15 protein-coding genes are annotated in these 12,031 nt (G+C 70.1%); 6 read left to right on the forward strand and 9 right to left on the reverse strand.

Annotated elements, in window-relative coordinates; translation table 11 throughout:
• Positions 1 to 24: 24 nt before the first annotated feature.
• Positions 25 to 897: an alpha/beta fold hydrolase gene (locus MKK60_RS23255; RefSeq protein ID WP_243988753.1), complete on the forward strand. Its 873-nt coding sequence runs from the start codon at positions 25 to 27 to the stop codon at positions 895 to 897.
• A 65-nt stretch (positions 898 to 962) separates the two neighbouring features.
• On the opposite strand, the gene MKK60_RS23260 is transcribed toward MKK60_RS23255, so the two are convergent.
• From MKK60_RS23260 to minC (MKK60_RS23280), 5 genes are all read right to left on the reverse strand, one after another.
• Positions 963 to 1,364 (reverse strand): PRC-barrel domain-containing protein, encoded by a 402-nt coding sequence (locus tag MKK60_RS23260; RefSeq protein WP_147726433.1) that lies wholly within the window; start codon positions 1,362 to 1,364, stop codon positions 963 to 965.
• Positions 1,365 to 1,530: 166 nt separating this feature from the next.
• Positions 1,531 to 1,857, reverse strand: a complete 327-nt coding sequence (gene minE / locus MKK60_RS23265) for a cell division topological specificity factor MinE (protein ID WP_243988754.1) — start codon at positions 1,855 to 1,857, stop codon at positions 1,531 to 1,533.
• Complete coding sequence (gene minD, locus MKK60_RS23270) at positions 1,854 to 2,669, reverse strand: septum site-determining protein MinD (protein ID WP_147726435.1); 816 nt, start codon at positions 2,667 to 2,669, stop codon at positions 1,854 to 1,856. Before minD ends, minE begins: the two co-directional genes overlap by 4 nt.
• Before the next feature lie 53 nt (positions 2,670 to 2,722).
• Positions 2,723 to 3,340 carry a septum site-determining protein MinC gene (gene minC / locus MKK60_RS23275; protein ID WP_243988779.1) on the reverse strand — a complete coding sequence of 206 codons (618 nt, stop codon included), beginning with the start codon at positions 3,338 to 3,340 and terminating at the stop codon, positions 2,723 to 2,725.
• Positions 3,341 to 3,654: 314 nt separating this feature from the next.
• Positions 3,655 to 4,398 carry a septum site-determining protein MinC gene (minC, locus tag MKK60_RS23280; protein WP_243937298.1) on the reverse strand — a complete coding sequence of 248 codons (744 nt, stop codon included), beginning with the start codon at positions 4,396 to 4,398 and terminating at the stop codon, positions 3,655 to 3,657.
• Positions 4,399 to 4,668: 270 nt separating this feature from the next.
• Here minC (MKK60_RS23280) and MKK60_RS23285 point away from each other — a divergent pair, with 270 nt between their 5' ends.
• From MKK60_RS23285 to typA, 4 genes are all read left to right on the forward strand, one after another.
• Positions 4,669 to 4,986 (forward strand): iron transporter, encoded by a 318-nt coding sequence (locus tag MKK60_RS23285; protein ID WP_243988755.1) that lies wholly within the window; start codon positions 4,669 to 4,671, stop codon positions 4,984 to 4,986.
• Positions 4,983 to 6,521, forward strand: coding sequence for a PepSY-associated TM helix domain-containing protein (locus tag MKK60_RS23290; RefSeq protein WP_243988756.1), 1,539 nt, complete (start codon positions 4,983 to 4,985; stop codon positions 6,519 to 6,521). The genes MKK60_RS23285 and MKK60_RS23290 overlap by 4 nt, the downstream gene beginning before the upstream one ends.
• A complete protein-coding gene (locus MKK60_RS23295; RefSeq protein ID WP_243937304.1) occupies positions 6,518 to 6,865 on the forward strand; it encodes a DUF3325 domain-containing protein in 348 nt (115 codons plus the stop codon). The genes MKK60_RS23290 and MKK60_RS23295 overlap by 4 nt, the downstream gene beginning before the upstream one ends.
• Before the next feature lie 155 nt (positions 6,866 to 7,020).
• A complete protein-coding gene (typA, locus tag MKK60_RS23300) occupies positions 7,021 to 8,853 on the forward strand; it encodes a translational GTPase TypA (RefSeq protein WP_147728668.1) in 1,833 nt (610 codons plus the stop codon).
• A 297-nt stretch (positions 8,854 to 9,150) separates the two neighbouring features.
• Here the strand turns inward: typA and MKK60_RS23305 are convergent, their stop codons facing one another.
• From MKK60_RS23305 to carA, 4 genes are all read right to left on the reverse strand, one after another.
• Positions 9,151 to 9,315 carry a hypothetical protein gene (locus tag MKK60_RS23305; protein ID WP_243988757.1) on the reverse strand — a complete coding sequence of 55 codons (165 nt, stop codon included), beginning with the start codon at positions 9,313 to 9,315 and terminating at the stop codon, positions 9,151 to 9,153.
• Complete coding sequence (locus MKK60_RS23310; protein WP_147728666.1) at positions 9,312 to 9,629, reverse strand: hypothetical protein; 318 nt, start codon at positions 9,627 to 9,629, stop codon at positions 9,312 to 9,314. Before MKK60_RS23310 ends, MKK60_RS23305 begins: the two co-directional genes overlap by 4 nt.
• Positions 9,629 to 9,958 (reverse strand): hypothetical protein, encoded by a 330-nt coding sequence (locus tag MKK60_RS23315; RefSeq protein WP_243988758.1) that lies wholly within the window; start codon positions 9,956 to 9,958, stop codon positions 9,629 to 9,631. Before MKK60_RS23315 ends, MKK60_RS23310 begins: the two co-directional genes overlap by 1 nt.
• A 157-nt stretch (positions 9,959 to 10,115) precedes the next feature.
• Positions 10,116 to 11,375, reverse strand: coding sequence for a glutamine-hydrolyzing carbamoyl-phosphate synthase small subunit (gene carA, locus MKK60_RS23320; protein WP_147862853.1), 1,260 nt, complete (start codon positions 11,373 to 11,375; stop codon positions 10,116 to 10,118).
• Positions 11,376 to 11,565: 190 nt separating this feature from the next.
• Here carA and MKK60_RS23325 point away from each other — a divergent pair, with 190 nt between their 5' ends.
• Complete coding sequence (locus MKK60_RS23325; RefSeq protein ID WP_147842135.1) at positions 11,566 to 12,027, forward strand: GatB/YqeY domain-containing protein; 462 nt, start codon at positions 11,566 to 11,568, stop codon at positions 12,025 to 12,027.
• The last annotated feature ends 4 nt before the right edge of the window (positions 12,028 to 12,031 follow it).

Here is a 12,031-nt window from a genome sequence, read left to right on the forward strand (position 1 = left end):
GACGCGCGACGAGGGGAGGTCGCCTTGCTCGAATCGGTCCGGACGTCGTCGGTCGCTCTGCCGAGCATCCGCCTGCACGTCGCAGAAGCCGGTCCGGCGGACGGGCTTCCCACGATCGTCCTGCACGGCTTCCCCGAGTTCTGGTACGGCTGGCGCCGCCAGATCGGCCCCCTGACGGAGGCGGGCCTGCGCCTCGTCCTGCCCGACCAGCGCGGGTACAATCTCAGCGACAAGCCCGAGGGCCTCGCCGCCTACCATCTCGACCGGCTCGCCGCCGACGTGATCGAGCTGGCCAACCATTACGGCTTCGCGACGTTCCGGCTCGTCGGCCACGATTGGGGCGGCCTCGTCGCGTGGTGGACGGCCTCGTTCCATCCCGAGCGGATCGCGCGGCTGGCGATCCTCAACGCGCCGCATCCGGCGGTCTTCGGCCCCTACGTCCGACGGCATCCGACGCAGATGCTGCGCAGCCTCTATGTCGGCTTCTTTCAGATCCCGCGCCTGCCCGAAACGCGCCTGACCGCGAACGACGGTGCGGTGCTACGCCAGGCGCTGGCGAAGACCGGGCGGAAGGGCAGCTTCACCGCGGCGGACCTGGATCGCTACGCCGAGGCCTGGGCCCGGCCCGGAGCGATGACGGCGATGCTGAACTGGTACCGGGCGCTACGCCTTCCGCGGCCCGGCACCGCGCCGCGGATCACGATGCCGACCCTGATCCTGTGGGGGCGGCGCGACCACGCGCTCGAATCCGGCCTCGCCGAGGCGAGCCTCGCGCTCTGCGATGCGGGCCGCATCGCGTGGTTTCCCGAGGCGACCCACTGGGTCCAGCACGACGCGGCGGAGGCGGTGAACGCGTCGCTGATCGCCTTTCTGGCCGACGGGAAGATCGAAACATGAGGAAGCCCGCGGATCCTTCGATCCGCGGGCTTCCACGCGCTTGCGAAACGTCGCGAGGCTGAGGTTCAGCGCTTGAACTTGCCGTCGTACTTGAACTCGGGCGCCGCCTTGAGCTGGTCCTTGGTGGCGCCGATGATCGCCTTCCACTTCTTCGCGCCCTCGTCGTAGCCGAGCGCCACGGAAGATGGCTCGACCGAGACGTAGCGCTCGCCCATGCCGAGGAAGCCGCCGACCGAGAGGATGTAGCTGCTGAGCTTGCCGTTCTCGATCGCGAGATCCTTGATCTCGCCGACGTTGTTGTTCGAGCCGTCCATCACGTTCAAGCCGATCAGGTTATAGCTCAGCACCGCGTCCTGCGGGACCGGGACGAACTTCGCGGCCGTGGTCGGGGTGGTCTGCTTCTCGGCGGCGAACGCCGTGCCGGAAACGGTGAGGGCAACCATGGATGCCAGGATCAGACGACGCATTGCTATCTCCACAACCCGAATGGGGTGGCTAGGAATGCTGCGCGGCCGCGATCGTTCCGTCACCGATTCGTGGGTGATCGCGCCTGTTCCGATGTCCCGAGGCCGAACGGAAAAAGCCCGCGGATCGCTGGGATCCGCGGGCTGGGCAGTCGGGTGGAGCAGCCATTCAGGCCGCTTGCTTGCGCTTCTCCGGCGCCACCTTCTCCAGGGCCGCCTTCTCGGGCTTCGCCTCGGTCCGCGTCTTCGAGGCTATCAGCGGCAGCTCGATGTCGAGCCCGAGCGTCGAGACGCCCTCGCCGCGTTCGAGCGTGATCTTGACCTTGTCGCGCTCGACCGAGACGTGCTTGGCGATGACCGCCAGGATCTCCTCGCGCAGCGTGATCACGAGGTCGGGCTGGCCGGTCTCGGAGCGCTCGTGGGCGAGGATCAGTTGCAGGCGCTCGCGGGCGACGGAGCCGGATGCGCGCTTGTTGAAGAGACCGAGGAGGGTCATGCGGCCCTCCGCAGGAACAGCTTGTCGAGGAAGGACTTGCGGTCCGTCGGCATGGTCATCGGCAGCTCTTCGCCCTTGAGCCGGCGCACCGCGTCGGAATAGGCACGGGCCGGCGCGCAGTGCGGGTTGTTCAGCGTCACCGGGCAGCCGACGTTCGAGGCGCGCAGCACTTCCTGGCTCTCGGGGATGATCGCCAGGAGCGGGATCGAGAGGATCTCCAGCACGTCCTCGACCTTGAGCATGTCGCCGCGGTCGGCCCGGGCGGGGTCGTAGCGGGTCAGGATCAGGTGCTTGTCCATGTTCTCGCCGCGCTCGGCCTTGATCGTCTTGGAGTCGAGCAGGCCGATGATGCGGTCGGAGTCGCGCACCGACGAGACTTCCGGGTTGGTCACCACCACCGCGACGTCGGCGTGGCGCATGGCGAGCTGGGCGCCCCGCTCGATGCCGGCGGGCGAATCGCAGATCACCCAGTCGAACTTCTCGCGGAGCTCTTCCATGACGCGGGCGACGCCCTCGTCGGTGAGCGCGTCCTTGTCGCGGGTCTGCGAGGCCGGCAGCAGGTGCAGGGTCTCGAGCCGCTTGTCGCGGATCACCGCCTGGTTGAGCTTGGCATCGCCGTTGACCACGTTGATGAGGTCGTAGACGACCCGGCGCTCGGCACCCATGACGAGGTCGAGGTTGCGCAGGCCGACGTCGAAATCGACGACGCAGACGCTCTGCCCGCCCTGCGCGATCGCGGCACCGAGTGCCGCCGTTGTCGTCGTCTTGCCGACGCCGCCCTTGCCCGATGTGACGACCAAAACCTTTGCCACGCGTGTCGCTCCTTGATCTGCGGTGATCGGATCGAGTTCTGAAAGTTCGAAAGTCAGTCCAGGCCGGCCATGCGGATCGCGCCGCCGTCGAGCCAGATCTGTACGGGTTTGCCCTGCAGCTGCGTTCCGATGTCCTCGGCCGTGCGGACGAGGCGATCGATCCCGAGCAGCTCGGGCTGGAACTTGCGGCAGTAGATGCGGGCCCGCGGGTTGCGGGCGGCGCCCGCGATCGCCCGGCCGCGCAGCGCGCCGTAGATGTGGATGGAGCCGCCCGCGAGGATCTCCGCCCCGGACGAGACCGAGCCCATCACCGTGACGTCCCCGGTGGGATGCACCACCGTCTGCCCGGAGCGGACCGAGCCCTCGATGGTGATCGAGGTGGAGACCGGCTCGTCCGGCACCTTCGGCAGATCCAGATTGGTCGCCGGACGCCCGCCGACGAGCAGCGGCGGCAGGCCGGGTGCGATCGTCTCCACGCCCTCGAAGCCGAGGATGCGGACGCGTCGTCCGACGAGGTCTGCCACCAGCGCCTGCAGCGCGTCGTGGTCCGGGCGCAGGGCGCCGAGATCGAGGATGATCGCGCGCCCGTCGAACAGGGTCTGCGAGCGCTTGAGCGCCGCGTCGAGATCCGCCAGCCAGTCGGCGAGCGGCGGCTCGGGCTTCAGCGCCATCGCCTTGAACGCACGCCCTCGGAAGGCGAGGGCGCGTCGGGCGGCGGGCTTCGCCGGGGCGGCAGGTTTTGCCGGGTCCGAGGCGGCCGTAGCCGGCTCGGGCGCGGACGATTCGGTGCCGGCGGGCGCAGCAACCGTCTCCAGGGAAACGGCTTTCTCGGGCTGTGCCGGAACGGGACGATCGGGGTCCGGAACGATCTGTGTTTTCACGGGTCAACGATTCCTTACCGGATCATTGACGGCGGATATGGTTACCGAACGGTTAAGGATGAGGATCCTGTCGCAATCTCATGCCCGGATCCTGTGATGTCGGCTCAGCCGCGCTCCAGCAGCGCCAGGCGGATCGCGTCCTCGACGAGCCGCACCTCGACGCCCTGGCCGGTGAAGCTCGGATCGAGGTCGTCGGCGGCCTTGTACAGGCCGTCGATCGCGATCAGCTCGGGCTCGAACTTGCGGCACCAGATCCGCGCGTTCGGGTTGCCGGCGGCACCGGCGATCGCACGGCCGCGCAGGGCGCCGTAGACGTGGATCGAGCCGCCGGCGATCACCTCGGCGCCCGAGGCGACGGCGCCCATCACCGTCACGTCGCCCTCGAGATGCAGAACCGCCTGGCCCGAGCGCACCGGTGCGTCGAGGATCAGCGAGACGGCCGAAGCCTGCGCGGGCGGCGCCGGCACGGCCGCCTCGGGGGAGGGGGCTTCGGCCTCGGGGATCTCGATCTCCCCGGTCGGCCGCCCTCCCGCCAGCGCCGGCGGCAGGCCCGGCCCGAGCAGCGCGGGCGCCGCGCCCTCGATCCCGTAGATCGCGATGGCGCGCGCCGAGAGCTCGGCCACCAGACCAGTCAGGTCGTCGCGATCGAGCGTGAGCCCGGTGAGATCGAGGATCACCGGGCGCCCGGCGAAGAACGCGGGTGCGCGCTGGCGCAGGGCGTCGAGATCGGCGAGCCAATCCTCGATCGGGGGCAGCGGCGCGAGCACGGTCGCCATGAACGAGCGGCCGCGGAAGCGGATCGGCGGACGGGGCGCATCGGGCTTGGGCTGGGTCACGGGGGTCGGCATCTCGCGTGTCGGGCCTGGACCCTGCCTGCATGCGGCGTGCGCGCCCGCGGAGCAATCCTTGCCGCGCGCTTGCCCACGCCCCTTGTCGCCCGCCGATGGTCGCGCACGTTCGAGACGCACCCCGCAATCCCGTCGTCGACGGCTGCTAAACCGTTGGACGAGAACTGGAATGGTTCTGAAACATAGCGGTTGCGCGGCCTCAGGGCGCCTTGCTACCCCCGGCACGGAACGCCGCCCTTCGAGGGCGTGAAGCCCCGTGGAGTCGGCCCGATGGCACCGCAGAAGGACGCACGCCGCCGTCCGGCCTACCGCCTCGCGGTCGTGGGGCGGATCGTGCTCGCGGTCGCCGGCGGCTACGCGGTGGCGGCGCTGCTGACCGCCCTGCTGTCGTTGACGCTGCCGCTCGTCCGCTCCGAGGCGGTCGCGACGGCGACCCTCCTGAGCTTCGCGGTGATGGTCGCCGTGGTGGTCTACGTCTTCGCCGCGCCGACGCTCGGCCGTGCCGCCCTGACGGTCGCCGGGCTCGCGGCCGTCCTCGGCGGCGGGCTTTGGCTCGCCGGCGGCTTCGCCGCGGTCGGTGCCGCATGAGGCAGGGTTTTCGCCAATCGATGGCGTGGCTGCACGCCTGGTCCGGCCTCGTCGTCGGCTGGGTGCTGTTTTGCGTCTTCGTCACCGGCACCGCGAGCTACTACCGGACCGAGATCTCGCAGTGGATGCGGCCGGAGCTCGCCGAGACCGCGAGCGACCCGGCCCGCTCCGCCGACCTCGCCGCCGCCTACCTGCAGAGGGCGATGCCCGACGCCACCGGCTGGTACATCGAGCTGCCGAAGCCCGAGAAGCCGCTGATCGGCGTGATGTGGTGGAAGAGCCTGGAAGGCCCGTTCCACCAGGCCCTGCTCGATCCCGCCACCGGGACGCCGACCAAGGCCCGCGACACACGCGGCGGCGACTTCCTCTACCGCTTCCATTTCGAGCTCGGCATGCCGCCGCTCTGGGGCCGCTGGATCGTCGGCACCTGCGCGCTGGTGATGCTGGTGGCGCTGGTCTCGGGCATCGTCACCCACCGCAGGATCTTCGCCGACTTCTTCACCTTCCGGCGGCGTCGTTCGCAGCGCGGCTGGCTCGATGCGCACAACGTGTTCGGCGTGCTCGCGCTGCCGTTCCACCTGATGATCACCTATACCGGCCTCGTCACCCTCGCGCCGATGTACATGCCGTGGGGCGTCGTCTCCGCCTACAAGGGCGACGAGATGCGCTTCTACGTCGACAGCGGGCTGATGCCGGAGCTGCGCGTCCCGTCCGGGAAGCCCGGCACCCTGGCGCCGCTCTCCGGCATGGTCGCGCAGGGCATCGCCGCCAGGGGCGAGGCGCTGGAAGGGGTCTCCGTCTTCAACCCTGCCGACGCGACACCCTCCGTGCTTGCGGTCTTCGAGGAGCCGCACGGGCTTGCCCACGAGCATCCGCAGATCGCGTTCGACGGCGCGACCGGGGCGATGCTCGGCAGCAACGGCGCGACCCGCGCCGCGGCCAAGACCTCGACCGTCATGCTGGGGCTGCACGAGGGGCACTTCGCCGGCGCGACCCTGCGCGTGCTGTTCTTCCTGTGCGGGGTGATGGGCGCCGCCACCGTCGCCACCGGGCTCGTGCTGTGGGCCGTGGCGCGGGCGCCGCAGGGGGCGGAGGCGGAAGGCTTCGGCCTGCGGCTGGTGCGGACGCTCAACGTCGGGACCATCGTCGGCCTGCCCACCGGAATCGCCACCTACTTCCTGGCCAACCGCCTGCTGCCGCTCGACCTTGCCGCCCGCGCGGATTGGGAGGTCGGAACGTTCTTCTGCGCCTGGGCGCTGGTGGCGGTCGCCGGCGCCCTCCGCCCGGCCGAATCGGTCTGGCGCGAAGGCCTCGGGCTGGTCGGAGGCCTGTTCCTAGCGGTGCCGGTCGTCGGCGCGCTCACCACCGGCCTGCATCCGCTCGCCGGCGAGACGCGCTTCCTCGGCTTCGACGCCGCGATGATCGCCCTCGGCATCCTCCTCGGGCTCGCCGCGCGGAAGGCGGGGCAGGCGCGGCACCGGCCGGCGCTCCGGGCGGACGCCGGCATCACGGGCGGGGAGGCCCTGCGCGCGTGACCGCCATCGTCGTCGGCCTCAACCTCGCCCTGTGCTTCGCCGGATTGTCGGCGCTGGCGCTCAGCCTCGACCGTCACCATCGCGACGCCTTCCTGGTGCGTCCCGGCGCGGCCCGCGCCCGGACCCTGCGCATCGCCGGCTGGGCCGGCATCGGCCTCTCCTTCGTGGCGGCGGTGGCGCTGGAAGGCTGGAACTTCGGTCCGGTGCAATGGATCGGCGCCCTGACCGGCGCGGCGCTGCTCGTGGTCGCCTTCCTGTCCTACCGCCCGGGCTGGCTCCGCCCGGCGGCGTTGCTGGCGCTACCGATCGCGCTCGTGGCGCTGCCGCTCGCCCTGAACGGTTGAGCAGGGCTCGCGATCACCGCAGAACCGCTGCCCCCTTGCCGCCGAGGCCGACTCCTTATATTGCGGCGCAATAGCTCGAACCCGTTCTCGACCCGGCGTGGCCGACTGCAATCGCGGTCCGTCCCGTGGCGGGTTCTACTCGCTTCGGAAACACCATGAAGCTGCGCAACATCGCCATCATCGCCCACGTCGACCACGGCAAGACGACGCTCGTCGACAAGCTGCTGTCGCAGTCCGGCTCCTTCCGCGACAACCAGCGGGTCGAGGAACGGGCGATGGACTCGAACGACCTCGAGAAGGAGCGTGGCATCACCATCCTGGCCAAGGCGACCTCGGTCGTCTGGAAGGATACCCGCGTCAACATCGTCGACACCCCCGGCCACGCCGACTTCGGCGGCGAGGTCGAGCGCATCCTGTCGATGGTCGACGGCGTGATCGTGCTGGTGGACGCGGCCGAAGGCCCGATGCCGCAGACCAAGTTCGTGGTCGGCAAGGCCCTCAAGATCGGCCTGCGCCCGATCGTGGCGATCAACAAGGTCGATCGTCCCGACGCCCGCATCACCGAGGTGGTGAATGAGGTATTCGACCTGTTCGCGGCGCTCGACGCCACCGACGACCAGCTCGACTTCCCGATCCTCTACGGGTCCGGCCGCGCCGGCTGGATGGCCACGACGCCGGACGGCGATCAGAGCGAAGGGCTCGCGCCGTTGTTCGATCTCGTGCTCGAGCACGTGCCGCAGGCCCGCGTCGAGGAAGGCCCGTTCCGGATGCTCGGCACCCTGCTCGAGGCCAACCCGTTCCTCGGCCGCATCATCACCGGCCGCATCGCCTCCGGCACCGTGAAGCCGAACCAGGCGATCAAGGTGATGGACCGCGAGGGCAAGCTCGTGGAGACCGGTCGCGTCTCGAAGATCCTCGCCTTCCGCGGCCTCGAGCGGGCGCCGATCGACGTCGGCGAGGCGGGCGACATCGTTTCCATCGCCGGCCTCGTGAAGGGCACCGTCGCCGACACGTTCTGCGACCCGCAGGTCGAGACCCCGATCCAGGCCCAGCCGATCGATCCGCCGACCGTCACCATGTCCTTCATCGTCAACGATTCGCCGCTCGCCGGCACCGAGGGCGACAAGGTCACCAGTCGCATGATCCGCGACCGCCTGTTCAAGGAGGGCGAGGGCAACGTCACGCTGAAGATCGAGGAGGCCGCCGACAAGGACAGCTTCTTCGTCTCCGGTCGCGGCGAGCTGCAGCTGGCGATCCTGATCGAGACCATGCGCCGCGAGGGCTTCGAGATCGCCGTGTCGCGTCCCCGCGTCGTGCTCTCGAAGGACGAGGACGGCGGCATCCTCGAGCCGATCGAGGAGGTCGTGGTCGACGTCGACGAGGAGTACTCGGGCGTCGTCGTGCAGAAGATGTCCGAGCGCAAGGCCGAGATGATCGAGATGCGTCCGTCGGGCGGCGATCGCCTGCGCCTCGTCTTCCACGCACCGACCCGCGGCCTCATCGGCTACCAGAGCGAGCTGATGACCGACACGCGCGGCACGGCGATCATGAACCGCCTGTTCAAGGCCTACGAGCCCTTCAAGGGCGAGATCGCCGGCCGCCGCAACGGCGTGCTGATCTCGAACGACAAGGGCGAGGCCGTGGCCTACGCCATGTGGAACCTCGAGGACCGCGGCCCGATGATGATCGAGCCCGGCGCCAAGGTCTACCAGGGCATGATCATCGGCGAGCACAACCGCGAGAACGACCTTGAGGTGAACGTGCTCAAGGGCAAGAAGCTCACCAACATCCGCACCACCTCGAAGGACGAGGCCGTGCGCCTGACCCCGCCGATCCGGATGACGCTGGAGAAGTCGCTCGCCTGGATTCAGGACGACGAGCTGATGGAAGTCACCCCGAAGTCGATCCGCCTGCGCAAGACCCACCTCGACCCGAACGACCGCAAGCGCTTCGAGCGCTCGGGCGGAGCGGCGAGCAGCGCGAGCTGAGGATAGCTGGAGATCGGAAAACGAAGGGCCGGGCGGCGATTGCCCGGCCCTTTTTCGTTGGGTCGATATCGTGATGCTATCGAACTAGGGGCAGCTCCCTCCCCCCTCTGCGGGGGAGGGTGGCCCGCGAAGCGGGTCGGGAGAGGGGAGCGCGCTGTCCGGAGAGGTCGCTCCCCTCTCTCGACCCTCGCTCACGCGAGGCCCACCCTCCCCCGCAGAGGGGGGAGGGAAGGTGCGTCTGCCGCGATGAGGGAGCGAAGGCTTCCCGACAGGAGAGGAGGGCTCCGTCGGCGAGCCTCACCCGCCGCCTGGGTCGGTATCCTTGTCAGTGCCGCCGCCCTTCGGCCCCATGCCCGGATGGCCCTCGGTCTTCTCGTTCGGGTCCATCACCGCATCGGGTGCGGAATTCGCGGGCTTCTCCGTGTCCGGCGTCTCGTCCGCCGGCTTGTCGTGATCGCTCATTCGCCCTCCTCGCGCTCGGCCTTGTAATGCCCGGAGGCGACGGTCTCGTCGGCCTGCGGGCCGCGCGACGCCTTCTGGTCGGAATGCCCGCCCGACGATCCGCCGGGCGTCGGCGGAGCGCGGCCGGGCTCGCCGCCCTGCTTCCAGTCGGACTTGCGCTCGGGGTCGGACTTGCCGCCCGTGCCCATGTCGGTGATCGCCGACTGCTCGGCGGTGTGGCCGCCGCCGCCGGCCGCGGGCTCGCCGCTGCTGCCGACCTGATCGTCCGGCTTGCGGGTGACGGTCTGCGAGGCCTCGTCCGTGTCGCGGGCCATCAGCGCTTGCCGTCGTCGTGGCCGACCGGCGCGGTGGCACGGTCGATCGCCTCGGAGGCGGAGGCGCCCGGCTGACCCTCGCCGCGGATCGCCCGCAGGTTCTCGGCCGGCGTCTCGGCCTCGGTCTGGTCGGTCGTGTCCTCGCTCGGCATGCCCGAGGCGATCCGCGCGGTCTCGGCCTCGCCCGCCGGGTCGCCCTTCAGATCGGCCTGGGTCCGGGCCGGGCTGCCGACGTCGAGAGGCGAATCCTGCCCGAGATCCTGCCCGTTGCGGTCCGCGTTCGCGGAAAACCCCTTCAGCGAGGGGCGGTCTGCGTCGTGCTCGGCCATGATGCGCCTTTCGGGCTGTCGATCCATCGTGTGGACCAACAACACCGACGGCAGGCGGCGGTTGCTTCCGACCGCCGGGCGCGATCGTCACGCGCCCCGCCCGCCACATGGCGGAGCGCGGCGTCTTCGGCGTTGCGAGGGCGGCGGAACCGGTCGATCAGGCCGCCGTCTCGGGCTTGCGGGATTCCGGCGTGCCCGAGCGCATCAGCGTCACGAACCGCTCGAACAGGTAGTGGCTGTCGCGCGGGCCCGGCGAGGCTTCCGGGTGGTGCTGGACCGAGAAGGCCGGGCGGTCGGTGAGCGTCAGCCCGCAATTCGAGCCGTCGAACAGCGAGACGTGGGTCTCGACCGCGGTCTCCGGCAGGCTCGCCGGATCGACGGCGAAGCCGTGGTTCATCGAGACGATCTCGACCTTGCCGGTGGTCTTGTCCTTGACCGGATGGTTCGCGCCGTGATGGCCCTGGCCCATCTTCACCGTGCGGCCGCCGAGCGCGAGCCCCATCAGCTGATGGCCGAGGCAGATGCCGAAGGTCGGCACCTTCTCGGCGAGCAGCTCGCGGATCACCGGGACGGCGTACTCGCCGGTCGCCGCCGGATCGCCGGGGCCGTTCGAGAGGAAGACGCCGTCGGGCTTCAACGCCAGGATGTCGGCCGCGCTGGTGGTGGCCGGCACGACCGTGACCGAGCAGCCGGCCTCGGCCAGCAGGCGCAGGATGTTGCGCTTCACCCCGTAATCGATCGCAACAACCCGCAGGCCCTCGCCCGGAACGCCGCGGCCGTAGCCGGCCTTCACCGTCCAAGTCGACTCGCTCCAGTCGGAGCGCTCGCGGCTGGTGACCGGGGGCACGAGGTCGAGGCCTTCCATCGGCGCCAGCGCGGCGGCGCGCGCCTTCAGCGCCTCGCGGTCGAAGTTGCCCTGGGGATCGTTGGCGATCACCGCGTTCGGCATGCCGTGGTCGCGGATGCGGGCGGTCAGCGCGCGGGTGTCGATCCCGGTGATGCCGAGGATGCCGCGGGCCTTCAGCCACGCATCGAGGTGGGACGACGAGCGCCAGCTCGACGGCTGCGTCACGGCCGAGGCGATCACCGTGCCACGCACGCCCGAGGCCGGGGCCGCGTCGAGGCTCTCGAGGTCCTCGTCGTTGGTGCCGGTGTTGCCGATATGCGGGAAGGTGAAGGTGACGATCTGCCCGGCATAGGACGGATCCGTCAGGATCTCCTGGTAGCCGGTCATCGCGGTGTTGAAGCAAACCTCGCCGTCGGCGATCCCGGTCTGGCCGATGCCGAAGCCTTCGAGGATGGTGCCGTCGGCCAGAACCAGCAGGGCGGTTGCGACGGGCTCGGCCCAGGGGGCGGGGGCGGGGCGCGCCTGAGCGGCGGCGCCGTCTTTCGGCGCGGAAGCGCTGTCTTGCAGCATCGGCGTGATCTCGCTTATGTCCGGCCTCGACCGGCGCCGTCGAGACGGCGCGAGCGGGCGGCTGATGATCGTGTGCCGCGGTCTTATCGAGCCCGCGGCGATGGGGTCAATGTGGGGCCGCGTCGAAGGCGGCTCAATCGCTGCAAACCGCAGGCCAGCCACCCGTTTCTGCACAACAAGGACAACATCGATGCTGCGCGCCCGCCTCACCACCGAGATGAAGGAGGCCATGAAGGCCGGCGAGAAGGCCAAGCTCGCCACGATCCGCATGATCCAGGCGGCGCTGAAGGACAAGGACATCGAGGCGCGCGGGCTCGGCAAGGAGCCGGCGACCGACGACGAGATCCTGGCGCTGCTGCAGAAGATGATCAAGCAGCGCGCCGAATCGGCCTCCGTCTACGAGCAGGGCGGCCGGCCGGAGCTCGCCGAGAACGAGCGCGCCGAGATCGCGATCATCGAGGGCTACCTGCCCCGGCAGATGGACGAGGCCGAGACCAAGGCCGCCGTCGACGCCGCGATCGCCGAGGCGGGCGCCGCCGGCCCGAAGGACATGGGCAAGGTGATCGCCGTGCTGAAGGGCGCCTATGCCGGCCGCATGGATTTCGCGAAGGCGAGCGGGCTGGTGAAGGCGGCGCTGAACGCCAAGGCGTGAGAGG

This window comes from Methylobacterium sp. J-092, assembly GCF_022829325.1.
GTDB lineage: Bacteria > Pseudomonadota > Alphaproteobacteria > Rhizobiales > Beijerinckiaceae > Methylobacterium.